Annotated in this window: 20 protein-coding genes; 15 read left to right on the top strand and 5 right to left on the bottom strand. The window is 56.5% G+C overall.

The genetic code is table 11. The features are described 5' to 3' along the window. Positions 1-220: 220 nt before the first annotated feature. Genes WD429_RS10665 through WD429_RS10635 form a run of 7 tightly spaced genes read left to right on the top strand, consistent with a single transcriptional unit; the run spans position 221 to position 6,809 of the window. Positions 221-817 carry a GspH/FimT family pseudopilin gene (locus WD429_RS10665; protein WP_368422158.1) on the top strand — a complete coding sequence of 199 codons (597 nt, stop codon included), beginning with the start codon at positions 221-223 and terminating at the stop codon, positions 815-817. A 14-nt stretch (positions 818-831) separates the two neighbouring features. Then, positions 832-1,374, top strand: coding sequence for a type IV pilus modification protein PilV (gene pilV / locus WD429_RS10660; RefSeq protein WP_368422157.1), 543 nt, complete (start codon positions 832-834; stop codon positions 1,372-1,374). Between the two features lie 8 nt (positions 1,375-1,382). Beyond that, positions 1,383-2,468 carry a PilW family protein gene (locus tag WD429_RS10655; protein WP_368422156.1) on the top strand — a complete coding sequence of 362 codons (1,086 nt, stop codon included), beginning with the start codon at positions 1,383-1,385 and terminating at the stop codon, positions 2,466-2,468. A gap of 22 nt (positions 2,469-2,490) precedes the next feature. After that, positions 2,491-2,976 carry a PilX N-terminal domain-containing pilus assembly protein gene (locus WD429_RS10650; protein ID WP_368422155.1) on the top strand — a complete coding sequence of 162 codons (486 nt, stop codon included), beginning with the start codon at positions 2,491-2,493 and terminating at the stop codon, positions 2,974-2,976. Between the two features lie 33 nt (positions 2,977-3,009). Continuing rightward, positions 3,010-3,402 carry a hypothetical protein gene (locus WD429_RS10645; protein ID WP_368422154.1) on the top strand — a complete coding sequence of 131 codons (393 nt, stop codon included), beginning with the start codon at positions 3,010-3,012 and terminating at the stop codon, positions 3,400-3,402. Next, positions 3,399-6,353, top strand: coding sequence for a PilC/PilY family type IV pilus protein (locus tag WD429_RS10640; RefSeq protein WP_368422153.1), 2,955 nt, complete (start codon positions 3,399-3,401; stop codon positions 6,351-6,353). The genes WD429_RS10645 and WD429_RS10640 overlap by 4 nt, the downstream gene beginning before the upstream one ends. A gap of 6 nt (positions 6,354-6,359) precedes the next feature. Next, positions 6,360-6,809, top strand: a complete 450-nt coding sequence (locus WD429_RS10635) for a type IV pilin protein (RefSeq protein WP_368422152.1) — start codon at positions 6,360-6,362, stop codon at positions 6,807-6,809. Between the two features lie 45 nt (positions 6,810-6,854). Here the strand turns inward: WD429_RS10635 and WD429_RS10630 are convergent, their stop codons facing one another. The 3 genes from WD429_RS10630 to WD429_RS10620 form a co-directional block, all read right to left on the bottom strand. Continuing rightward, positions 6,855-7,415, bottom strand: a complete 561-nt coding sequence (locus tag WD429_RS10630; protein WP_368422151.1) for a GspH/FimT family pseudopilin — start codon at positions 7,413-7,415, stop codon at positions 6,855-6,857. Positions 7,416-7,533: 118 nt separating this feature from the next. After that, complete coding sequence (locus tag WD429_RS10625; RefSeq protein ID WP_368422150.1) at positions 7,534-8,919, bottom strand: sigma-54-dependent transcriptional regulator; 1,386 nt, start codon at positions 8,917-8,919, stop codon at positions 7,534-7,536. A 51-nt stretch (positions 8,920-8,970) separates the two neighbouring features. Further along, complete coding sequence (locus WD429_RS10620) at positions 8,971-10,617, bottom strand: PAS domain-containing sensor histidine kinase (protein ID WP_368422149.1); 1,647 nt, start codon at positions 10,615-10,617, stop codon at positions 8,971-8,973. Between the two features lie 87 nt (positions 10,618-10,704). Here WD429_RS10620 and WD429_RS10615 point away from each other — a divergent pair, with 87 nt between their 5' ends. Next, complete coding sequence (locus tag WD429_RS10615; RefSeq protein WP_368422148.1) at positions 10,705-12,369, top strand: NAD+ synthase; 1,665 nt, start codon at positions 10,705-10,707, stop codon at positions 12,367-12,369. A gap of 33 nt (positions 12,370-12,402) precedes the next feature. Here WD429_RS10615 and WD429_RS10610 read toward each other — a convergent pair whose 3' ends face one another. Continuing rightward, on the bottom strand, positions 12,403-13,236 hold the full coding sequence (locus WD429_RS10610; protein ID WP_368422147.1) for an outer membrane protein assembly factor BamD: 834 nt from the start codon (positions 13,234-13,236) through the stop codon (positions 12,403-12,405). A 138-nt stretch (positions 13,237-13,374) separates the two neighbouring features. Here WD429_RS10610 and rluD point away from each other — a divergent pair, with 138 nt between their 5' ends. The 3 genes from rluD to clpB all read left to right on the top strand — a co-directional run bounded on the left by rluD (position 13,375) and on the right by clpB (position 17,812). After that, positions 13,375-14,352 (top strand): 23S rRNA pseudouridine(1911/1915/1917) synthase RluD, encoded by a 978-nt coding sequence (gene rluD / locus WD429_RS10605; protein WP_368422146.1) that lies wholly within the window; start codon positions 13,375-13,377, stop codon positions 14,350-14,352. Beyond that, the gene (gene pgeF / locus WD429_RS10600) at positions 14,342-15,097 is read left to right on the top strand and encodes a peptidoglycan editing factor PgeF (RefSeq protein ID WP_368422145.1); all 756 of its coding nucleotides are present in this window, start codon (positions 14,342-14,344) and stop codon (positions 15,095-15,097) included. Before rluD ends, pgeF begins: the two co-directional genes overlap by 11 nt. A gap of 138 nt (positions 15,098-15,235) precedes the next feature. Further along, positions 15,236-17,812, top strand: coding sequence for an ATP-dependent chaperone ClpB (clpB, locus tag WD429_RS10595; protein ID WP_368422144.1), 2,577 nt, complete (start codon positions 15,236-15,238; stop codon positions 17,810-17,812). A 17-nt stretch (positions 17,813-17,829) separates the two neighbouring features. On the opposite strand, the gene WD429_RS10590 is transcribed toward clpB, so the two are convergent. After that, the gene (locus WD429_RS10590) at positions 17,830-18,303 is read right to left on the bottom strand and encodes a DUF4124 domain-containing protein (protein ID WP_368422143.1); all 474 of its coding nucleotides are present in this window, start codon (positions 18,301-18,303) and stop codon (positions 17,830-17,832) included. 493 nt (positions 18,304-18,796) lie between these two features. On the opposite strand from WD429_RS10590, the gene WD429_RS10585 reads away from it, so the two are divergent. The 4 genes from WD429_RS10585 (at position 18,797) to pssA (ending at position 23,019) form a co-directional block, all read left to right on the top strand. Continuing rightward, positions 18,797-20,515 (top strand): acetolactate synthase 3 large subunit, encoded by a 1,719-nt coding sequence (locus WD429_RS10585; protein WP_368422142.1) that lies wholly within the window; start codon positions 18,797-18,799, stop codon positions 20,513-20,515. A 2-nt stretch (positions 20,516-20,517) separates the two neighbouring features. Then, positions 20,518-21,009, top strand: coding sequence for an acetolactate synthase small subunit (gene ilvN / locus WD429_RS10580; RefSeq protein WP_368422141.1), 492 nt, complete (start codon positions 20,518-20,520; stop codon positions 21,007-21,009). A 66-nt stretch (positions 21,010-21,075) separates the two neighbouring features. Then, positions 21,076-22,092: a ketol-acid reductoisomerase gene (gene ilvC, locus WD429_RS10575; RefSeq protein ID WP_368422140.1), complete on the top strand. Its 1,017-nt coding sequence runs from the start codon at positions 21,076-21,078 to the stop codon at positions 22,090-22,092. 90 nt (positions 22,093-22,182) lie between these two features. Beyond that, the gene (gene pssA, locus WD429_RS10570; protein WP_368422139.1) at positions 22,183-23,019 is read left to right on the top strand and encodes a CDP-diacylglycerol--serine O-phosphatidyltransferase; all 837 of its coding nucleotides are present in this window, start codon (positions 22,183-22,185) and stop codon (positions 23,017-23,019) included. Positions 23,020-23,171 lie beyond the last annotated feature (152 nt).

The raw sequence follows: 23,171 nt of genomic DNA, 5'->3' as shown, positions 1-23,171 counted from the left end.
GAAAGAGTTGCGGATTGATGTGGTAAATGTAAGCTGATTTTTGATCAGTGCTGAATGGGGCGCGCTATGGGCGTATTTGAGTGACCGTGTATGTGATGGCTGTCACACCAAACAAAGCTTGCATGCCGCTCATCCCCTGACATTTGCCGCTGATCGAGTGACGCTGGCCTCTTAATCACATCTGGCATAGTCTCTACCCAAGTAAAACTGGGAAGGATTTATGTCTGGCATCAAGCGTAACTTGGGTTTTACCCTCCTTGAACTTCTGATCACCATCGTCATCCTCGGGATCATAGCAGCGTTTGCGGTTCCGTCCTTCCGTGAGATGGTTCTGAATAACCGCCTTTCTGCACAAATCAATGAGACGACCAGCCTTGTCGGCTATGCACGTAGCGAAGCGTCGAAGATTCTTTCCGGCGTTGTTACGATTTGCGCCTCCACCGACAGTGCAACATGCAGTGGCAACTCCAACTGGGAAACCGGTGTCATTGTATTCCGCGATGATGACCTGAATGCTGCGTTCGGTGGCACGGATGAGTTACTCAAGGTCAGCGGGGAGCTAGCTGGAGGTAACACGCTCAGAATCATTGATATGACCAGTGACGGTGGCAACTACGTGCAGTTCGACAACAAAGGTTTCCCCAGGGCGTCTGCTACTGGAAATGTGGCTGGCACGTTTGTTCTTTGTGACGAAAGGGGGGCTGCCGAGGCAATGGCTATCTCGATCAATTTCTCGGGTCAGACCCATTTGGCCAGAGACACAGATGGCAATGGCATTCTGAACGACCATGAAGGCAACGACGTTACCTGTCCGTGATGGTGAGTCAAGACATGAACAAAGAACGTACATATAAACATCCCTTTTTCAAGACTGGGGCCTCTGCTCGAAGCCAGTGCGGCTTCACGCTGATAGAGATCCTTGTGACGGTGGTCATTCTGGCGATTGGCCTGCTCGGTCTGGCGGGCCTCACTCTGGAGGGCATGCGCAACAATCAGGGGGCGTATCTCAGAACACAGGCCAGTATCCTTGCCTACGATATGGCAGATCGAATGCGCGCGAACAAAGAACGGGCGTCGGATTATGCCGGCTTTAGCACCGACGGGGCTGCAACGACGCTCCCGGCCTGCGCCACTGATTCTGCCGGCTGTTCACCTGCGGGTCAGGCCACGGTGGATATGGTGGAATGGACCCGTCAGATCCAGGGCGTGGGCAGCGGTACGGCCTTGTTGCCCGGGGGCGTCGGAACGATGCAATTCGATGCCGGCACTTCGACGTTCACTGTCACCGTGACCTGGGATGAGGTCGCCCGTGAGGGGGACGCGGGTGAGACCATTAGTGGCGACGGTTCATACACCGTGCGGTTTTTATTGTGAGGTATTTCATGATCAAGGCTCCTGACGTAAGGGACATTGCCAGAATGGGGAAAGCTCAGCTTGGTCTTTCTCTGGTGGAGCTGATGGTTGCCCTGGCACTCAGCACCACCCTGATATTTGGGGTGTTCACGGTGTACCTGGATTCCAGCCGTACCTCTCAGGTAAGCAATGCGCTAGCACGAACCCAGGAGGCCGCACGCATCGCCACGGATATCATGGCGCGGGACATGCGTATGGTCGGGTTTCAGGGGTGTGCCGATCCTGACGATGTGACCTTGAACGTCATCGCAGACAATCCGCCTACGGATGATTTTTTTGAGACCACTTTGCGCGGATGGGAAGTGACTGACGGGACTTGGGCCAACGGGACAGAGTTTGACGGCACCGCGGTCGAGTCCAACGCCAAAGTGGGTAGTGATGTGATCTCGGTGCAGCGTGGTGAAACCATGGGGATTGAGCTTGTTGGTAACATGAAGGCGGACAATGCCAATGTCCAGCTAAAAGGCGACGATGTTGAGCGGTTTGCCCAGAATGATATCGTGATGATCTCCAATTGTGAGGCAGCGGACCTCTTCCGTATCTCCAGTCAGCCCTCCTCCGACACCTGGGCTCATGGCAATAACGTTAACAGTACAAACCGTTTGGGCCGGGCCTACACCGAAGACGCCAGAATCATGCGATTTTCCTCGTCCGTATATTTTGTCGCTGACACCGGTCGGGACGATGTCCAAGGCAACGATATTTTTGCATTACATCGTCAGATAAATCAGCTGGATGGAACGCTCCTGCCGCCGGAGGAAATCGTCGAAGGCGTAGAGAACCTCCAGATCGAATACGGAGAACTGCTGGCAACCAATAATGTTCGCTACCGCCCCGCTGACCAGGTGGGCAGTATGTCAAGTGTGGTAGCGCTCCGGATTGGTATGCTGGTCAGCCACTCTGATCAGGTCAGAGATGATAATGATACCGCGGATTACGCCCTTCCCGGCGAAACGATTACCGGGGCCAGCGGTGGTGGCACCGTTACCCATCCGGAGGACCGGCGTTTGCGCCGGACGTTTGTATCGACAGTGATGCTCCGCAACCGTGACTGACTGACAGGCTAATGGTGACCAGATGATAAACAGGCAGACAAAATTCGTTTCAGTTTGGCGGGAGCGCGGGGCAACACTGATCGTATCTCTGATTGTGTTACTGGTGCTGACGCTGATCGGGATTGCCGGGATGAACACGTCGGTGATGCAGGAACGCATGGCGGTGAATTCCCAGAATTCCAACCGGGCATTCCAGGCGGCGGAGAGCACGGTGAGGTCGTTGATGAGTAAAGTCTACGCCAACAACCTCGATCTGTTGCGGGAGTCGATGCAGAACGCCTCCGGCCTGAGCTCCGAAGTCGATGTAACCATCGACCCTGACAACGGCGTCGGTGGCAGCTACCAGGCGCGTTATCTGGGTGAGGTTATTATCACCAGTGGCAGCTCGATGGACGCGGACGAGAGCTCCAACCAGTTAAAGGGATTTCGTTACGAGTTGGAGGGGGAAGCCAGCATGACAAACACCGGTGCATCCTCGCGGGTGTTCAAAGGCATCGAATATTATTGAGATTGGTAAAGGGGAGCTCCCCCGGAGGCAGAGATGCGCAAAGTTTACTCACATTTTATGTTCGGCCTTAAGGCATTCACCGCAGTAGTACTGATGAGCCTGTCACCATTGGTCTCGGCCGATGAACCCAAGGGTCAGCTTATAGATTCTCAATATGAGGCAGTGGAGGCGCGGGCTATTGAATTGGTGGTCAACGCCAGCGGCGATGTGGTCGGAATTCGTGGCAAGGGCTGTCCTGGCTGTCCATCTTCATCCATCCTTCCCTCGCGGGAGCTGATCGTTGAGGTCGGAGGGCGGCAGCTCCAGGAGGACGAACTGGACAATTTCAATGGCAGTTCCGGAGTGATTCACATCTATCAGCCGACGGCAATGGCTTATCGGGTGTCCTTCACTGGCACGGTTTCCTCTAGAGGTGGCGAGCAATGAAAGCAACTATCAATTTTCGCCTGATATTCTCTGTGGTGGCCGCTGCGTTCGCCGCCACAGTCAGTGGCCCGGTCTATGCGGATGATACCGAAATCTTCTTCACACCGCCGGGCACTTCGCAGATTGTAGAGCCCAATATCATGTTTATCATCGATAATTCAGGCAGCATGGGCAGTTCCGTGGATGATGATGGCACTACCCGCATGGATGTGGTAAAGACGGTGACCAAGAACCTGATCGACAAGATGCAGGACGTCAATGTCGGCGTAATGAAGTTCAATATCCAGAAGAAGTGCGATGAAAATGGTAACTGTAAAATATACACGGAGAGTGGCGGCCACATTATGTCCGCGCCCGTGGACGTGGTGGACAATGCGGACACATTAAAGGGACTGGTCGATGAGCTTTATCCGGTGGGTAACACGCCGTTAGCTGAGACTTTGGCCGAAACCGCCCGCTACTTTCGTGGCGATGCTCCCGATTACGATGATGTGCCGATTTCGTCGGTCATTTCTTCGACGGATGACTCCTATATTTCGCCGATTACCTACCAGTGCCAGAAGAACTATGCGGTTTTCCTGACTGACGGTGCGCCCACCGCGGATGATACGGATTCGGCTATCGGTAACTATATAGGCCAGGCTTGTGGTGATGGGGACTCATCGGGCTCGGACGACAGCTGCCTCGACGAAGTGGCTGGTTTCCTGGCCAACAGTGATCTGAGTGCGTCCCTGGATGGTGATCAGTACTTGATCACCCACACTGTCGGATTTCACACGGACCAGACGCTGCTATCGGATACCGCCGAGGCCGGCAAGGGAAATTATTATCTGGCCAACGACCAGGCCGCCTTGGAAGACGCCTTTGATAAGATCTATCAGGCGGTGAGAGCTCAGGGGACGACCTATGTATCGCCGGGCGTCGCGATTAATACCTTTGATCGCCTGAATCATCTGAATACCCTCTATTACGCCCTGTTCCGGTCGGATAAAGGTGCCATCTGGGATGGAAACCTGAAGCGTTATAAACTGGATATTCAGACGGACGGGTCCGGCAAGGCAACTGCGGTAATCGTGGATGTTAATGGCAATGCCGCTATCGATAACACCACAGGCTTCTTTAAAGAAACGGCGAGAAGTTGGTGGAGCCCCTTGGTTGATGGCCCGGACGTCAGTCTCGGCGGCGCGGCATCCCAGCTGCCAGCGACGACACCCGATCGCAATGTTTACTCAAATCTGGACGGTGCGGCTCTCACCAATACTGGCAATGAGGTTGTCACCACCAACACCAATCTCACCAAGGCGGACTTTGGTGACAGTGCCATGACCGATGCGGAATTCGAGAAAGTGATCAACTGGACTCGTGGGGTGGATGTCAACGATGAGGACGGTGACTCGGATACAACTGACGCACGGCAACTGCTGGCCGACCCGCTGCACTCCGTGCCCCAGTTGGTGATCTACGATGCCACTACGACCCCTCAGGATACCACCATCTACTACGCCGATAATCAGGGCTTTATCCATGCCGTGGATGGTGCGACAGGGGATAGCAACTTTGCCTTTATCCCCCGGGAGCTTCTCAAGAACCAGCAGGAGATGATGAACAGCACGGAATCCTCTTCTAAGATTTACGGCATGGATGGCTCTGTGGTCAAGTGGAGCCACGATGAAAATCGCGATGGAAAAATCAGTAGTGCGGATAATGACTTTGTTCGAATCTACTCTGGTATGCGTCGTGGTGGTAGAAGTTATTATGGTCTGGAAGTGACCAGCCCCTCGTCACCCAGCCTTATGTGGTCCATCACGGGGGGCGATGGTGGCACAACCGGCTTTGAGGAAATGGGGCAGACCTGGTCGACGCCGGTCAAGACAACAGTTTCAATCAAGAACAAGGTATATGAGGTGCTGATCTTTGGTGGCGGTTACGATCCGGATCAGGATTCGGCAACCACCCATACCGCTGATGATGAGGGGCGAGCGCTGTACATTGTGGACGCCGTGACGGGAGAGCGTATCTGGTGGGCAGGTCCCTCCGGCAGTGGTGCAGATTTTGAGTTGGCTGAAATACAGTACAGTATTCCTGCTTCTCCAAAAGTTCTGGACATCAATGGCGATGGCCTTGCCGACCAGATGTACGTTGGCGATATGGGCGGTCAGATTTTCCGGTTCGATATGGGAGATTCCAGCCAGAGCAACAGTCTGGTGGTCACCGGCGGGCGTATTGCCGACATGAGCGTTACCCACTCGGACCTGACGGAAACGTCCGAGGAAAGAGCTCGCCGCTTCTACCATACTCCGGATCTGTTCGGTATCAAGATTGGTGGCAAGCGGTATCTGGGACTGTCAATCGGTTCCGGGTACCAGGCGCACCCGCTCAATACCACGATCAAGGACAGGCTCTACATGCTGAAGATCGAATCGGTGAGTTCGGCACCAATCAATCCGGAAGACGAAACAGAGACCGAGGTACTCTATGAAACCCTCACCGAAGATGACTTGTTTGATGCAACAGATAATGTCATACAAGAGGGTACCGATGCCGAACGGACCGCAGCTGCAAATGATCTGGCCGGCAAACATGGCTGGTTTATTCGACTGACCAATGCCGGGGAAAAGGTTCTGTCCGAAAGTACAACGGCGAATAACGAAATCTATCTCACAACCTATGAACCCAAAGCCAGCGATAATCCCTGCCTTCCGCCAACGGGTACATCCAGGCTTTACCATCTTTCGGCATTCGACGGCAGGGCAGTTCAAAACTATGACGACGTAGGAGGTGATGACGCGCTGACCAAGGATGATCGTTCTGTTCAGCTCACTACCGCTGGACTGCCACCAACTCCCCAGAGGATGCGGGTTGAGGATACCGACGTTATTTGTATCGGTACAGAATGCAAGACTCTCGAAACAATCAAGGGTGTTGTGGAAACCTATTGGTATGAGGATTAAGGTTTGATGGGATCATACAAGGATCAAAAAGGCGTCACCCTGATCGAGTTGATGATTGTGGTGGTTATCATAGGAATCATCGCCACCATTGCCTACCCAAGCTATTCTGAGCATGTCCGGAAGACCAAGCGCTCCGATGGCCAGGGGGCGCTTATGGGACTGGCAGGGGCAATGGAGCGGCATTATGCCTCTAACAACAGTTATGAGGGCGCTGCGGCCGGTGGGGCGGATACTGGCGCACCCGGTATTTATCCCGATGAGGCACCGCTGGATGGGAATCAAAAGTATTATGACCTGACCATCCAGTCAGTGAATGCGACATCCTTCACCTTAAGGGCAGCTCCGAAAGGAGCGCAGGCCGGGGACGGCATGTTGGAGCTGGACTCCACAGGTGCAAGACGTTGGGATCGCGAAAACGATGGTTTCGGAGCTGACGATAATACCTGGTCTAATTGAATATCCGAAATAGCCGGTTATATCGCCGGCTATTTCGGATCCGTTTCAGCAGCGGATCTCAGTGCCCCAGTGCAGTTTGATAACCCCGTCCCCATCCTCATCAGACTGAACACGAAAACGTCCGACCATATTGACCGCCATGTAGGTCATTGTGCCGGTACTGGTGTCTGTGGGGCAAAGAACCAGGCTTCCCAATGCTCCGTAGGCAAAACCTTTTTCGTTGAACCGAAAGTAACCTCGCCCCGCCGTTCTTGAACGCATTGAAAAAGGATGGGGCGGTGGGGGGAACTGCTTCAGGATTTGCCCGCTGTCGGGTTTCTTGTCGTTATCTTTGTCTACGAAAACGGATACAGGCAGTTGCCAGTCATCTATACACTCATTCTGCTCTGAAAGTGGGCAGAGGGTAACCAGCGAGTGTGTGCTGGCTGCAGTCCAGCGCGCGAGGGCAAACAGACTGTGATAGCTCTCAAGGACAGTTCTGTGTCTGCTTTTGTCTACCAGGGTGTTCCACCCCTGAACAGCCAGGCTGGAGACGATGGAGAAGATGGCAATTGTGATGACCAGTTCGGGCAGGGTGAAGCCCGCCGCCAGCTTTGAGGCCTGCATAATAGATAACACTCCTTGTCAAATGATCATTCCATGACGGACTCCGGCGTCCTGCCAGAGCTCCCAGTGCCAATAATATAGGAATATTGGCAGGTAGTTTATGTGGACTGGTCTGGATTTACTCCATCTCTAACTTCTTCAACCGATACCGCAACGCCCGAAAACTGATCCCCAGTCGCCTAGCTGCGGCGGTCTTGTTCCAGCGGGTGGCCTCCAGGGCCTTATCAATAGCCTGCCGTTCGATGGTTTCCAGGTAACCTTCCAGATCAATTTCGCCATCCGGTACGTCGTCCGGCCTTGCGTTGCGGGTGATTTCCCGGGTGGGAGCGCTGGCTTCGCTGGTGGGCATTGGCGCGTTTCCGATATGGAGGTCGTTTGCGCCGATGTGGTCGTTGTCACAGAGGGTAAACGCCCGTTCCAGGATGTTCTCCAGTTCCCGCACATTGCCGGGAAAGTCGTGCTCCTGCAGTCGGCCGATGGCGTCTGGTGCCAGTGTTGCTGGGTCACACTCATATTCACGGGCAATGCGTTCGAGGATGTGGTTGGCTAACAGTTCGATGTCGTCAGGGCGTTCCCTGAGGGAAGGCACGGCCAGCTCAATGACGTTGATTCGATAAAACAGATCCTGCCGGAACGTTCCGTCCTGGACCAATTGTGGCAGGTTTTTGTGAGTGGCGCTGAGCACGCGGATATCCACCGGTACTTCCCGTGTGTCACCCACCGGGCGAACGGCTTTTTCCTGGATGGCGCGCAGCAGTTTTACCTGCATGGCCAGCGGCAGGTCAGCCACTTCATCCAGAAACAGGGTGCCGCCATCGGCGGAGCGGAACAGGCCGTCTTTATTGTCCACGGCACCGGTGAAGCTGCCTTTCTTGTGCCCGAAGAATTCGCTTTCCATCAGCTCCGACGGGATCGCGCCGCAGTTAACCGCAATAAAGGGGCCGTCTCGCCGTGGTCCCTGCAAATGGATCATTCGGGCGACCAGTTCCTTACCGCTGCCGGATTCTCCGCTGATGAACACCGGTGCCTGGCTTCGCGCCAGCTTACGAACCTGGCTTCTCAGTCGTTTGATCTGGCTGGATTGGCCAAGAAGCAACCCGGGCTCGTCCGTTGCTGTGTCGGCGTCTGGTGCAGGCTCTGACAGTTTAAGGGCGCTGTTCACCAGCTCACGCAGCCGCGGCAATTCCACTGGTTTGGACACAAAATCGAAGGCCCCGGCTTTCAGGGATTCAATGGCGGTGTCCATATTGCCGTAAGCGGTAATGACCGCCACCGGGGTACATGGCGTGTGTTGCTGAATCCAGTGCACCAGATCAATGCCGTTACCATCTGGCAGGTTCATGTCGGTCAGACAGAGCTGTGGTGTGTGCTCTTCCAGTAACTTTTTTGCACTGGTGATGTCTGGTGCGGTGAGGGTTTTGATGCCCATGCGGGTCAGTGTGATTTCCAGCAGATCCCGGATGTCCGGTTCGTCATCTACGATCAGCGCGGCGTGAGTGGTCATCGTATGGTGTCTGTTCCCTGTCGTTATACGGTTGCCGGTTGTCTACCAGCGTTAAATCATTCGTCCGGGGTGGGCAAATGTGATGCGAAAGCAGCAACCGGGGTTATCATCTTCCACCAGGGAGAGGTGGGCCTGATTAGCCTCGCACAGTTCCCGGGCCAGATAAAGGCCAAGACCGGTGCCGCGCTTATCGGTTGTGAAAAAGGGCTCAAAAACCGACGTGCGCTGGTCTTCGGCTATGCCGGGGCCGATGTCCCGAACGTCCAGGTAGGCTCGCTCCCCGTCCGGTGTTACCCCGGCATGCAGTTCGACAAAACGCTTGCCGCTGTTGTATTCACTGTAGCGCAAACCGTTGTCGCACAGATTGACAAGCACCTGCTCAATCTGGCTTTTATCGAACCTTGCGGAGGGCAGGTCTGGCTCCAGTTTCAGCTCGATCTCGGCGGCAACCTGATTGTCGCTTGTCTGGGTTTGCAGGTACTCATCGCGGAATTCCCGGAGCCACTGGCCAACGTTGATGGGCTCGCTGCTGGCGACACGGCGCCGGGACAGGTCGAGCACGTTTTCAATAATGCCGTTTACTCGCCGGGAGTGGCGTTGAATGATATCGAGCATTTGTCGGTCGCCGGCCTCGAGTCCGGTCGACTCGTCCATCAATTGCGCGGCGTGGCTGATGGCACCCAGGGGATTGCGTATCTCGTGGGCGATGCCGGCGGTGAGACGGCCGAGTGAGGCCAGCTTCATCTGTTGCGCCTGCTGAGTGACTTTACTCATGTCCTCCACGAACACCAGGATGTGGTCGCTGCGGTCCTGTGCCAGTTGGGTAAAGTTCACCTGCAGCAGGGGCGAGGTGGGCGATGCCTGAAAGGGCTCGGTCCGGCGCATGGGGTCTTTTAACCAGGTGTCGAGGCCAAGGCGAAGCGGTGGGGGGAGAGTATGCTCTCGATTGTCAATGCTGTCGGCATTGGCGGGTGCGCCGAACAGCAGTTCTTCGGCCGCTGCGTTGGCCAGCCGAATCTGGCCATAGCGGTCGAGAACCAGTATGCCGGTGCGCATGCGCTGGATAATTTGCCGGTTGATCTGTTCCAGCTCGGCAATGCTGCGTGCCCGTGAGGAGGCCAGCGCTTCGCTGCGCATCATCCGTTTGGAAATATTCTGCAGGATGAAAGCCGCCGCAAAATAGAGAATCCCGAGGGAGCCGGCGCGGACAATGTCGTCGGCAGAATCATCAAACACCAGTACCGACCAACTGGAGATGCCCAACGAACAGATCGCCGCCAGAGCCGCATAGAATGTGCCCATGCGGCTGGGGGTCAGAATGTTGCCGGCAGCGACCGACACGATAACCAGGTTCGCCAGCCCGCTGGTGATGCCCGTACTGACGAACAGGAACGCGTGCATGATCAGGATGTCCAGCAACACCGACAGCGTGATGTGCCTTTGTTGCGGTTGAAAGCCAGCCAGTATGATCAGTGCAATAAAGCTGTTTAATGCGAAATAACTGACGACACCGGCCTGATAGACATCGAGCATGCGAAACCGGGAATCAACGTTCACCGGGTCCACGAACAGCAGCGCCACCAGCATCAGGCTGATCACGACCCGGTAGTGGTTGTAAATGCGGAACAGCTTGCCCCGTTGTGGAACCGGAGAGTCTGATTGCCAGCTGATGCGGGTGTCTTTGGCCGGTGTTGTCATAATTGGATGGGCTTCCCGGGAGAATTCCGTTGCGTTGACGGGGTATAATAGCCTTTTAACGGCAACAAGTTACAGGAGCTGGCTTTTATGCCTGAGTCACAACAATGGTCCACCGCCGATACTGCGCCTCAGCGTTTACGAGTTGTCATGGCGCAGCTGGATTTTCTGGTGGGCGACATCCCGGGTAACGCCCAGGCGGTGATCGATGCGGCGCACAAGGCGCACCGGGAACACCAGGCCGATGTTGTGGTGTTTCCGGAACTTTGCCTGACCGGCTACCCGCCGGAAGATCTGCTGTTGCGGCCCAGCCTGGACCTGCGTGTGAATGAGGCGCTGGAAATTCTGAAGCAGGCCAAGCTTGACCCGGCCATTGTGATTGGCGCGCCACTTCGCCAGGGCGGGCTGCTTTACAACGCTGCGGTGGTCATTGATGGCGGGGGGATCACGGGTCGTTACTTCAAACGTTTCCCTCCCAACTACCAGGTTTTTGATGAAAAGCGCTACTTCGCCGAGGGGCATGACACCCTGGTGGTGCCCATTCGTGGAGTCCCCGTGGGTATTACGGTGTGTGAAGATCTCTGGAGTGATGGGCCGGTCGAGAGCGCAGCGGCTGCCGGGGCCCAGTTGGTCCTCAATCTGAATGCGTCGCCCTATGACGTTGATAAACAGGTTCGCCGCAAGGCCCTGCTGGAGCGGAAATCCCGGGAGAACAGGGTGAGCCTGGTTTACGTCAACCTGGTCGGTGGCCAGGATGAACTGGTGTTTGATGGCGGCTCGATGGTGTTTGATCATTCCGGGCACCTTGATGTGGAAGCACCCCAGTTTGTTGAAGGGCTGTTCCCGGTGGATTTTTTGTGTGAACACCACTGCCAGCCGGTCTCACAGGCGCTGCCTGATGAGCCGTCGCTGGAAGAAAATATCTACAGGGCGCTGGTACTGGGGGTAAGGGATTACGTCAACAAGAACGGCTTCAAAACCGCAGTGCTGGGTTTGTCGGGTGGTATCGATTCGGCCGTGACCCTCGCTGTGGCGGTTGATGCGTTGGGGCCGGAGCGGGTCAGGGCGGTTATGATGCCATTCCGGTACACCTCGGGCATGAGTCTGGAGGATGCGGAAGCCGAAGCGGTCGCGCTTGGGGTGCAGTACGACGTTCATTCTATCGAGCCGATGTACGATGCCTTCATGGCCGCTCTGGCAGCGCCTTTCGAGGGCACCCGTCCCGATACCACCGAAGAAAACCTTCAGGCCCGGCTGCGGGGCGTGTTGCTGATGGCCCTCTCCAATAAATTCGGTTCACTGGTGCTGACCACCGGCAACAAGAGCGAAATGGCCGTGGGCTATTCCACGCTTTATGGTGATATGGCGGGCGGTTTTGACGTGCTTAAAGACGTGCCCAAAACCCTGGTGTTCCGGCTGGCAAGGTACCGTAATACCGTGTCTGCGGTGATTCCGGAGCGGGTGATTACGCGACCACCATCTGCAGAACTGGCTCCCGATCAGAAAGATGAAGACAGCCTGCCGGGCTACGACGTGCTGGACCAGATCCTCAATTTGTACGTTGAACGGGATTTCAGCGCAGACGCGATTGTGGCGGAGGGGTTTGACCGTGCCGATGTGGAACGGGTGGTTCGCCTGGTGGATATCAACGAGTACAAGCGCCGGCAGGCCCCCATCGGGGTGCGCATTACCGAGCGTGGATTCGGTAAGGACCGTCGGTATCCGATCACCAACGCCTGGAAAGTCGGGAAGTAAAACGTGCCGTGTTTCCAGGCGTGGCGGTATGACTTACTCGTCGCCTATCAGGCCGAAAGTCACAACGCTGGTCAGTGACCGGTTTTCGCGCTCCAGGAGCGTTGGCTGGAACTCGCCTTCGTCATTGAAAGCGCGGCTGTCGGGGAAGTTCTCGGACAGCATGGCGATAGAGTCATCGGCAGCCTTGTTCAGTTTCAGAAACCGGAAGGTTTCGGCCTGAATGATCAGCGCGTCTTCGACAGACGGTGACGTTGAAAAATTTTCGACGACATAACGCGCCCGGTTGTTTGCCGCCACATAGGCTTCCCGCTTGATGTAGTAACGTGCAGCATGGAGCTCCAGCTCGGCCATACGGTTACGAACGGCGATCATGCGCTGCCGGGCATCCGGTGCGTATTCACTGTCGGGGTACTGGTTGAGAAGGTTGGAAAAGTCGCGGAACGCCTGGCGCTGCTCCCCTGGGTCCCGAGCTGCAACATCAATCGGGAAATAGCGCGCCGCCAGGCCAATGTCCAGGTTGTAGGAGGCCAGGCCGCGCATATACAAAGCGTAGTCAGCGTGTTCGCTCTGGGGGTTCAGACGCAGAAAACGATCCGCTGCCGCTCTGGCACCCTCAAGGTCCAGGTTCTGGTAGCGGGCGTAAATCAGGTCCATTTGCGCCTGTTCTGCATAGCGGCCAAACGGATAGTAGGTTTCCAGAAAATCGAGATTCTGCTCCGCCTCGTTGAAGTTGCCGGAGTTCATGGCGTCACGGGCGCTCTCGTAATAGGCTTCTTCCGGCAGGACTTCTTCCTGTTCGTTGGACGCACAGGCACTGATCAACAGCGCTGTGGTGGTCAGTAGCAAAAATCGAACAACTGATCTCATGCCGGAATCCCGTATAATGACTAAATGCGAATGATCGGCCATTGTAGCGGGGAACCTTTGCCTTGTGCAGGGTCTGATCAGCCTGATTGAGAAAATCTGACCGAAACGTAACACAATACCATCGGCCCCGGGGGCTTAATGTCTGCTGAAAATCGTATTACCGCTGCCTTTTCTGTTCCGCCGGAACTGAGCGATCGCCGCCTGGACCAGGCGGCGGCTGAGCTGATGCCCGAGCATTCCCGCTCGCGCTTGCAGGGCTGGATAAAAAGCGGTGCGCTCACCGTTAACGGAAAATCCTGCAAGCCCCGTGATAAGGTCATGCTCCACGATGCCCTGAAACTGGATGCCGAGCCGGAAGTGCAGGTGAGCTGGCGGGCAGAAGCGATCACCCTGGATGTGGTCTACGAAGACGAACACTTGCTGGTAATCAACAAGCCGGCGGGATTGGTTGTGCACCCGGCAGCCGGCCACGCAGACGGCACGCTGGTAAACGCGGTACTCAATCACGCACCGGAAGTGGAAAATCTGCCCAGGGCCGGGATCGTGCACCGTCTCGACAAGGATACCTCGGGCATTATGGTGGTGGCCCGCAGTCTGATCGCTCACACCTCTCTGGTGGATCAGCTGCAGACTCGCACCATGGGGCGGGAGTACGAAGCGGTGGTGGTGGGCACCCTGACCGGCGGCGCAACCGTTGACGCCCCCATTGGCCGTCACCCCCAGGAGCGAAAGAAAATGGCCGTGGTGCCCACCGGCAAACCGGCGGTCACGCACTATCGTCTGGTGGAGCGATTTGCAGCCCATACCCATGTGCGCTGCAAGCTGGAGAGTGGGCGTACTCATCAGATTCGGGTTCATATGGCCCATGTGAAGCATCCGTTGATTGGCGATCCGCTCTATGGCGGGCGGTTGCGGTTGCCTAAAGGCACAACGGAGGCGCTGCGAGAGGTACTGGCGGCGTTTCATCGTCAGGCCTTGCATGCGCGCCAACTGACGCTGGAGCATCCGCAAACCGGAGAAATTCTGAGCTGGGAGGTGCCGATGCCGGACGACATGGTGCAGCTTCTGGCAGCGTTGCGTCAGCACGTTAAGGATTTGGAGAACAATGACTTCTGATGTGCCCGTCATCAGGCCGGACTGGCCTGCGCCCGAGTGCGTGCAAGCGCTCTGTACGACGCGCCTGGGCGGCGTGAGTAAAGCCCCCTGGGCGTCCCTGAACCTTGGTTCCCACGTTGGTGATGAGGCGGCCCATGTTCAGGAAAACCGACAGCGGCTGGCGGATGTGGCCGGGGTCGACGTCCACCGCATTGGCTGGCTTGATCAGGTCCATGGCACGATCGCAGTTCCCCTGCCTGCCGCAGGTGTCCCGCGAGCGGATGCCAGCTTCACCACTCTGGCGGGGCAGGTCTGTGTGATCATGACGGCGGATTGCCTGCCAGTGCTGCTTTGCGATGTGTCAGGCACCCGCGTTGGAGCGGCTCACGCGGGCTGGCGCAGCCTCTGTGGCGGCGTGCTGGAAGCGTTGGTGAGCGAGGTCGGGGGAAATCCGGCGGAGTTGATGGCCTGGCTTGGCCCTGCCATTGGTCCGCAGCGGTTTGAAGTGGGGCCCGAGGTGCGGGAGGCGTTCCTGCTGCACGACCCTGGCTCGGCCAGCGCGTTTTCGGAACAGGGCGCACGCGTGGGCCATTTCATGGCGGATATCTACCTGCTGGCCCGACAGCGTCTCGCCGCCTGCGGAGTGACTCAAGTCTACGGAGGGGATTGCTGCACCGCGTCAGAGCCGCAGCACTTTTTCTCCTATCGCCGCGATGGCCAGACTGGGCGCATGGCCAGCTTGATCTGGTTATCGGATAGGTCCTGATGTCCGTCAATATTCTGACAGTTTTTGAGTTTCACCGCTTGAAGTCCCTCTGGTTGCCCCTACATTTAATGTCATAGCAAACGGGATGCCCGCACTGACATCCGGGCACCCTGCCACCGAATTGGGGAATGACTGACTATGAGAATTGATAAACTCACCAGCCGGCTGCAGACCGCTCTTGCCGATGCGCAGTCACTGGCTGTTGGCAAGGACCATAACTTCATCGAGCCTGTGCACCTGATGCAGGCGCTGCTGGATCAGGACGCAGGTTCCATCAAACCGCTGCTGAAACAGGCCGGCGTGGAGCCGGGCCGTGTGCGCCAGGCGGTTGCGCGTGAAATCGAGCATTTGCCGGAGGTTCAGGGTTCGGCAGGAGACGTCTCCATGTCCAACGACATGGGGCGGCTGTTCAACATCGCTGACAAGCTGGCACAGAAGCGAAAAGATCAGTTCATTTCCAGCGAGCTGATGCTGCTGGCGGCCCTGGAAGATCGCGGCACCCTTGGGCGCGTGCTGCGAGAACAGGGCGTCGATAAGGCTGCTTTGGAAAAGGCGGTAGACGCGGTTCGTGGCGGCGAGTCGGTGAACGATCCGGCCGCGGAGGAAAGCCGGCAGGCGTTGTCGAAGTACACCATTGATCTGACCGAGCGCGCCGAGGCCGGCAAGCTGGACCCGGTGATCGGTCGGGATGATGAGATTCGCCGCACCATTCAGGTTCTGCAGCGTCGCCGCAAGAATAACCCGGTGCTGATCGGTGAACCCGGCGTTGGCAAAACCGCTATCGTGGAAGGGCTGGCACTGCGGATCGTCAATGGCGAAGTCCCGGACGGCCTGAAAGGCAAGAAGGTGCTGTCCCTCGACATGGGCTCGCTGATCGCCGGTGCCAAATTCCGGGGTGAATTCGAGGAACGCCTGAAGGCCGTGCTCAATGAGCTGTCCAAGCAGGAAGGCCAGATCATTCTGTTTATCGACGAGATCCATACTGTAGTGGGCGCTGGCAAGGCAGAAGGGTCGATGGATGCTGGCAACATGCTGAAGCCGGCCTTGGCCCGGGGTGAGCTGCATTGTGTCGGGGCTACCACCCTCAATGAGTACCGCGAAAATATCGAGAAAGACGCCGCACTGGAACGCCGCTTCCAGAAAGTGCTGGTCAGCGAGCCCAATGAGGAAGACACCATTGCGATTCTGCGGGGTCTGAAAGAGCGCTACGAAGTTCACCATGGGGTCGAAGTCACCGATGCGGCGATCATCGCGGCGGCCAAATTGTCTCATCGCTACATCACCGATCGGCAGTTGCCGGACAAGGCGATCGACCTTGTGGACGAGGCGGCGAGCCAGATTCGCATGGAAATGGATTCCAAGCCGGAAGCGCTTGATCGCCTTGAGCGCCGGCTGATTCAGCTCAAGATCGAACGGGAAGCGCTGAAAAAAGAAACCGATGCCGCCTCGAAAAAGCGTTTGGAAGAGCTGTCCGATGTGATTGCGAAGATCGAGCTGGAATACGCTGATCTGGAGGAAGTGTGGAACACCGAAAAAGCAGCGTTGCACGGTTCCCAGAAGATCAAGAGCCAGCTGGAGCAGGCCAGGATTGACCTGGAAAACGCCCGCCGCAGTGGCGACCTGGGCCGGATGTCTGAAATTCAGTATGGCAAGATTCCGGAGCTGGAGCGTCAGTTGGACATGGCCAGCCAGGCCGAAATGATGGAAATGAAACTGCTCCGCAACCGGGTCACCGAGGAAGAAATTGCCGAGATTGTCTCCAAGTGGACCGGCATTCCAGTCGCCAAGATGCTGGAAGGTGAGCGCGACAAGTTGATGCGAATGGAGGAGGCGTTACACGGCCGCGTGATTGGTCAGGATGAGGCGGTGGAAGCCGTGTCAAACGCGGTGCGCCGCTCCCGTGCCGGCCTCTCTGACCCGCATCGCCCTAATGGCTCTTTCCTGTTCCTGGGGCCGACCGGTGTGGGTAAAACGGAGCTGTGTAAGGCGTTGGCCTCATTCCTGTTCGATACCGAAGAAGCGATGGTGCGCATCGATATGTCAGAGTTCATGGAGAAGCACTCAGTCGCTCGGCTGATTGGTGCGCCTCCGGGCTATATCGGCTATGAAGAAGGCGGTTACCTGACCGAGGCTGTCCGCCGCCGCCCGTATTCTGTGCTGTTGCTGGATGAGGTGGAAAAAGCCCATCCGGATGTCTTCAATATTCTGTTGCAGGTACTTGAGGATGGCCGCCTGACCGACGGGCAGGGCAGGACGGTGGACTTCCGTAACACCGTGATCGTCATGACCTCGAACCTTGGGTCCGACATCATTCAGCAAAAGGCCGGCGAGGAAAATTATGAGGCCATGAAAAATGCAGTGATGGACGTGGTTGGTACACACTTCCGCCCCGAGTTTATTAATCGGGTCGACGAAGTGGTCGTCTTCCACCCGCTGGCGGAAAGCCAGATTCTGGGCATCGCCAGGATTCAGATTGAGTCCCTCAGCGGCCGCCTGAAGGATCAGGACATGAAACTGGCATTGGATGACGCGGCAATGGAGTTGCTGGCGGAAGTCGGGTACGACCCGGTGTACGGTGCGCGACCGCTGAAAAGAGCCATTCAGCGCATGATTGAGAACCCGCTGGCGCAACGCCTGTTGCAGGGCGAGTTCGTGCCGGGCGATACCATCCGGGGAACCGTAAGCGATCACAAACTGGTGTTCGATAAGGCCTGATCGCCTCTTGCTCGCTGTCAGCGCTCAGACTGATCAGCAACCGACGGGCCGCAGTTGTCATCGGCTATGCTCTGGAATTTCTCGCGCTGCTCCTGGATCTCTTCCTGGGACAGGTAGCGTTGCTCGCCATCTTCTTCTATGCGAATCCGGTTGTTGCTGGCTAACAAATTGAGGTTGTTGCGTGCCGTTTCGCAATTGGCGTTGCGTTGCTTGGCGCGGGCCTCGTCGGCTGCGGACATGTCGCGCCGCTCTGCGGCATCGGCGTCTCGGGACTCCAGTTCCTTTAACTGCTCCTGAGCGCTTTTGGCCGGCTGGCCGCCGGATGATTTTCCGGTACGGATACTGACCTGTTCGGATGTCTTGCCGCTGGGCTCGCGGTCGCCAAAGTGTGTCACACCGTTTTCGTCGGTCCACTTGTAAACGGACGCGCCAGTGGCTGTCAGTGGCAGTACGGCCAGCATCATGACCATGATCAGGACTTTTTTGTTCATCACTATACTCATCTCGCGTTAACCATTCCGGGACAACTCTGGTTGCCCAACTGTGTATCCACGTGGATTATGATGCCAGTTGGCAATCTGATTTTCTCTAGTCTGGTTCAAATACCTGCCGAAAGTATGACGGACACTGTGCGAGCGTGGGACAGAAACCGCACTCGGCTATTGACAGGGAGTTTCCCGCTGTCAGAATTACCGATTGCCTGAAAACAGGGGACAATACGGCAGGCAACCCCGAGCGAGTATCCCCCGTTTAATGACCACACTGAACGCGCCGCGCAGGTCGCGGGATGGTTGTTGCTTACGTGCAACCCGTCGATTGGCCGTTCTCCGCAACCCTCAGGAGGGCGGCTGGCCAGGAGACAACCTCTTAAAGGTGGTGTGGAGGAACAGCCGGTGCCGCTTTCACAAGAAGCAGGCAAGCCGGGTATCCAGGCAACCGGGAGTTTTCCCGGCTCATTCACTCGTATGAAGAGGGTAGAAAATCGTGGAGTTATTGTCTGGCGCCGATATGCTGATCCGGTCCCTTCGGGACGAAGGCATCGAATACATATACGGCTATCCGGGTGGTGCAGCCCTTCATATCTATGATGCGCTGTTCAGGCAGGACAACGTCAAGCATATTCTGGTTCGGCACGAACAGGCCGCGGTCCATATGGCCGACGGTTATGCGCGTGCGACCGGAAAGCCCGGTACCGTCCTGGTGACCTCGGGTCCTGGAGCCACCAACACTATTACCGGCATTGCCACTGCGTTCATGGATTCCATTCCCATGGTGGTTCTGTGTGGTCAGGTTGCATCCCACCTGATTGGCGAGGATGCGTTTCAGGAAACCGACATGATCGGTGTCTCCCGTCCGGTGGTAAAACACAATCTGAGCGTACGTCACCCCGAGGAAATCCCCGAGATCATTCGCAAGGCCTATTATATCGCCTCGACCGGTCGCCCCGGCCCAGTGGTGGTGGATATTCCCAAGGATATGACCACTCCGAACGAGCGGTATGAGTACGTTTTCCCCAAGAAGGTCAAGCTGCGGTCCTACAATCCCGCGATCCGGGGTCATGCTGGGCAGATCAAGAAGGCTGTGGACATGCTGCTGGCATCCCGTCGCCCGATCATCTATGCCGGCGGTGGCGTGATTCTTGGTAAAGCGTCCGATCAGTTGACCGAGCTGGTTCGCATGCTGGGGTATCCGATCACCAATACCCTGATGGGCATTGGCTGCTATCCGGCTTCTGACAAGCAACATCTTGGCTGGTTGGGTATGCACGGCACTTACGAGTCGAATATGGCGATGCATCACTCGGATTTGATTCTGTGTGTGGGCGCACGATTCGATGATCGGGTGACCAACGCCACCGAGAAGTTCTGTCCTGGTGCGCGTATTGTGCACATCGACATTGACCCGGCGTCCATTTCCAAAACCATTGATGCGGACGTGCCCATCGTGGGGCCGGTGGATGCGGTATTGAAAGAGATGATTACGCTGGTCAAGGAAAGCACCGAGAAGCCTGACGCCGATGCTATCGCATCCTGGTGGAAGCAGATTGAAGAGTGGCGCGCATTCCATGGCATGCGCTATGAAACCAGTCCGGATACAATCAAGCCACAGGAAGTCATCGAGGCGCTCTGCCGACTGACCAATGGTGAGGCGTTCGTGACCTCCGACGTGGGTCAGCACCAGATGTTCGCAGCCCAGTATTACAAGTTTGACAAGCCCAATCGCTGGATTAACTCCGGTGGCCTCGGCACCATGGGGTTCGGGTTTCCGGCCGCCATGGGGGTGAAGCTGACGCACCCGGACGACGAAGTGCTCTGCATTACCGGTGAAGGCAGTATCCAGATGAACATCCAGGAGCTGTCCACCTGCAAGCAGTACAATCTGCCGGTGAAAATCATCAACCTCAACAATCAGGCGTTGGGCATGGTCAAGCAGTGGCAGGACATGAACTACGAGTCCCGTCATTCCCAGTCCTATATGGGGTCTTTGCCAGATTTCGTCAAGCTGGCGGAAGCCTATGGCCACGTGGGTGTCCGGATCGACCGCAAGGAAGACCTGGAAGCCAAGCTGAAAGAGGTCCTGGCGATGAAGGACAAACTGGTGTTCGTAGACATCTACGTAGACCGGTTTGAACACGTGTATCCGATGCAGGTTGCCCGTGGCTCCATGAAAGACATGTGGCTCAGCAAGACGGAGAGGGTGTGATCATGCGTCGAATCATTTCTGTTTTGCTTGAGAACGAACCGGGGGCGCTGTCCCGGGTGGTGGGGCTGTTTTCCCAGCGCAACTACAACATCGAAACCCTGACGGTTGCTCCAACGGAAGACGAAACCCTGTCCCGCCTGACTGTCACCACGACCGGGTCCGATAAAGTTATTGAGCAGATCACCAAGCAACTGAATAAGTTGATCGAGGTGGTGAAGCTGGTTGACCTTACCGAAGGCACCCATATCGAGCGTGAGCTGATGTTGGTGAAGCTCAAAGCCACGGGGTCCCAGCGCGCTGAGATCAAGCGCACTGTCGATATTTTCCGCGGCCAGATCGTGGATGTCACCAGCTCGGTGTATACCGTCCAGCTGGCAGGCGACAGCGAGAAGCTCGACGGCTTCATTCAGGCGGTAGGCGCGTCAGGTGTGCTTGAGGTGGTCCGTACCGGTGTGTCCGGCATTGCTCGCGGCGAAAAAGTGTTGAGTCTCTGACAGAGGCACTATCCATTTTAAATCAAGACCCCGTTGGCGGGGTCGGTACAATATAGAGGTTATCCCATGCAGGTTTATTACGATAAGGATTGCGATCTTTCAATCATCCAGGGCAAGAAAGTCGCCGTCATCGGCTTCGGTTCCCAGGGGCACGCCCACGCGTGCAACCTGAAAGAATCTGGTGTTGATGTCACCGTGGGTCTGCGCCCCGGCTCTTCCTCCATTGCCAAGGCGGAAGCCTACGGCCTCAAGACCAGCGACGTGCCGTCTGCGGTTGCGGCCGCTGATGTGGTCATGGTTCTGACCCCGGATGAGTTCCAGTCACAATTGTACGCTGCTGAAATCGAGCCAAACCTGAAGCAGGGCGCTACCCTGGCATTCGCCCATGGCTTCGCCATCCACTACAACCAGATCGTTCCACGCAAAGATCTGGACGTTATCATGGTGGCTCCGAAAGCGCCGGGTCACACCGTTCGCACCGAGTTCACCAGAGGCGGCGGCATCCCCGATCTGATCGCCATCTTCCAGGACTCGTCCGGCAATGCCAAGAACCTGGCGCTGTCCTATGCCAGCGGTATCGGCGGCGGCCGTACCGGCATCATCGAAACCACCTTCAAGGACGAGACCGAAACCGACCTGTTCGGTGAACAGGCGGTTCTGTGTGGTGGTACTGTAGAGCTGGTCAAAGCGGCTTTCGAAACGCTGGTGGACGGTGGTTACGAGCCGGAAATGGCGTACTTCGAGTGCTTGCACGAGCTGAAGCTGATCGTTGATCTTATGTACGAAGGCGGCATCGCCAACATGAACTACTCCATCTCCAATAACGCGGAGTATGGTGAGTATGTGACTGGCCCCGAGATCATCAACGAGCAGTCCCGTGAAGCTATGCGCAACGCACTGAAGCGCATTCAGAGCGGTGAGTACGCGAAAATGTTTATCTCCGAAGGGGCTCTGAACTATCCGTCCATGACGGCGCGTCGTCGTCAGAATGCGGCTCATGATATCGAAATTGTTGGCGAGAAATTGCGTGGCATGATGCCGTGGATCTCAGCAAACAAGATTGTGGATAAAGACAAGAACTAAGCCAGGTTTCCAGTGCGGTTCTGAAAACGCGGCCCGGGTGGCCGCGTTTTTCGTATATACTCCGCCTAAATACTTTCCGGAGTGAATGGAATGAGTGACGACAGAAAAATCCCGGAATCGGAAGAAGAGACAAAAGTGGGCAATTCCTCCGGGAGCGAGTTTGAACCGGGCGAGGTGGTCGAAGAAGAGTTGGTTGAAGGCGCGCCAGTTAAGCGCAGGGGTATCTACCTCTTGCCGAACGCGCTGACCACTGCGTCTCTGTTTTCCGGCTTCTACGCCATCGTTTCCGCGGCCAATGGCATGTTTGATAATGCCGCCATTGCAGTGTTTGTGTCGATGATACTCGACGGGCTCGATGGCCGTGTTGCGAGGATGACCAATACCCAAAGCAAGTTCGGTGAAGAGTACGACAGTCTTGCCGACATGGTCGCTTTTGGTGTGGCACCGGGGATGGTCGCCTTTTTTTGGTCACTGAACGAGCTTGGGCAATTCGGTTGGGCGGTCACCTTTATCTATTTGGCCGGGGCGGCTTTGCGGCTGGCACGGTTCAATACCCAGATTGGCTCCGTCGACAAAAAGTTTTTTGTCGGTTTGGCAAGCCCAGCGGCGGCGGCCTGTGTTGCTGGCCTGGTGTGGTGCTTCCACGATGTGGACCCAGCTACCTGGTTAACCTTCATGACCATCGTGGTTGTCGGTGGCAGCGGTGTGCTGATGGTCAGTAACATTCTCTATCGCAGCTTCAAGGATCTGGATTTGCGGGGCAGGGTGCCTTTCGCTGCAATTTTTCTGGTTGTACTGATCTTCGTGGTGGTCACGCTGGACCCCGCCACTGTGTTGTTTACCGGTTTCCTGATCTATGGCTTGTCCGGCCCCTTCCTGGCTTTGGTGCGTAAGGCGCGCCGCAAGACAGGGTCGTCCGAAGCCTGAGTTGGTGGTTAAATCATCAAGTTGGTCGAGTTTTGTTCTTGCTCATAGTGGGAAACCGATACAACGCGAAAATAGTTTGATGTGTGCGTTGACAGCCCCGCTGGTGTCTGTAGAATGCGCATCTCCTTCGAGGGGTAGGCCAATTAGTCGGC

The sequence above is a fragment of the Marinobacter sp. genome (assembly GCF_040904845.1).
GTDB lineage: Bacteria > Pseudomonadota > Gammaproteobacteria > Pseudomonadales > Oleiphilaceae > Marinobacter.
This window is presented reverse-complemented; position numbering and strand designations above follow the sequence as displayed.

Bases quoted from the DNA above. Each gene is read 5' to 3' on its own strand.
- pgeF (WP_368422145.1), top strand. From the start codon at position 14,342: ATGACTTCTGATGTGCCCGTCATCAGGCCGGACTGGCCTGCGCCCGAG.
- WD429_RS10590 (WP_368422143.1), bottom strand. From the start codon at position 18,303: ATGAACAAAAAAGTCCTGATCATGGTCATGATGCTGGCCGTACTGCCA.
- WD429_RS10620 (WP_368422149.1), bottom strand. From the start codon at position 10,617: ATGACAACACCGGCCAAAGACACCCGCATCAGCTGGCAATCAGACTCT.
- clpB (WP_368422144.1), top strand. From the start codon at position 15,236: ATGAGAATTGATAAACTCACCAGCCGGCTGCAGACCGCTCTTGCCGAT.
- WD429_RS10635 (WP_368422152.1), top strand. From the start codon at position 6,360: ATGGGATCATACAAGGATCAAAAAGGCGTCACCCTGATCGAGTTGATG.
- WD429_RS10630 (WP_368422151.1), bottom strand. From the start codon at position 7,415: ATGCAGGCCTCAAAGCTGGCGGCGGGCTTCACCCTGCCCGAACTGGTC.
- WD429_RS10640 (WP_368422153.1), top strand. From the start codon at position 3,399: ATGAAAGCAACTATCAATTTTCGCCTGATATTCTCTGTGGTGGCCGCT.
- ilvN (WP_368422141.1), top strand. From the start codon at position 20,518: ATGCGTCGAATCATTTCTGTTTTGCTTGAGAACGAACCGGGGGCGCTG.
- WD429_RS10665 (WP_368422158.1), top strand. From the start codon at position 221: ATGTCTGGCATCAAGCGTAACTTGGGTTTTACCCTCCTTGAACTTCTG.
- pilV (WP_368422157.1), top strand. From the start codon at position 832: ATGAACAAAGAACGTACATATAAACATCCCTTTTTCAAGACTGGGGCC.
- WD429_RS10650 (WP_368422155.1), top strand. From the start codon at position 2,491: ATGATAAACAGGCAGACAAAATTCGTTTCAGTTTGGCGGGAGCGCGGG.
- WD429_RS10610 (WP_368422147.1), bottom strand. From the start codon at position 13,236: ATGAGATCAGTTGTTCGATTTTTGCTACTGACCACCACAGCGCTGTTG.
- WD429_RS10645 (WP_368422154.1), top strand. From the start codon at position 3,010: ATGCGCAAAGTTTACTCACATTTTATGTTCGGCCTTAAGGCATTCACC.
- WD429_RS10625 (WP_368422150.1), bottom strand. From the start codon at position 8,919: ATGACCACTCACGCCGCGCTGATCGTAGATGACGAACCGGACATCCGG.
- pssA (WP_368422139.1), top strand. From the start codon at position 22,183: ATGAGTGACGACAGAAAAATCCCGGAATCGGAAGAAGAGACAAAAGTG.
- ilvC (WP_368422140.1), top strand. From the start codon at position 21,076: ATGCAGGTTTATTACGATAAGGATTGCGATCTTTCAATCATCCAGGGC.
- WD429_RS10615 (WP_368422148.1), top strand. From the start codon at position 10,705: ATGCCTGAGTCACAACAATGGTCCACCGCCGATACTGCGCCTCAGCGT.
- rluD (WP_368422146.1), top strand. From the start codon at position 13,375: ATGTCTGCTGAAAATCGTATTACCGCTGCCTTTTCTGTTCCGCCGGAA.
- WD429_RS10655 (WP_368422156.1), top strand. From the start codon at position 1,383: ATGATCAAGGCTCCTGACGTAAGGGACATTGCCAGAATGGGGAAAGCT.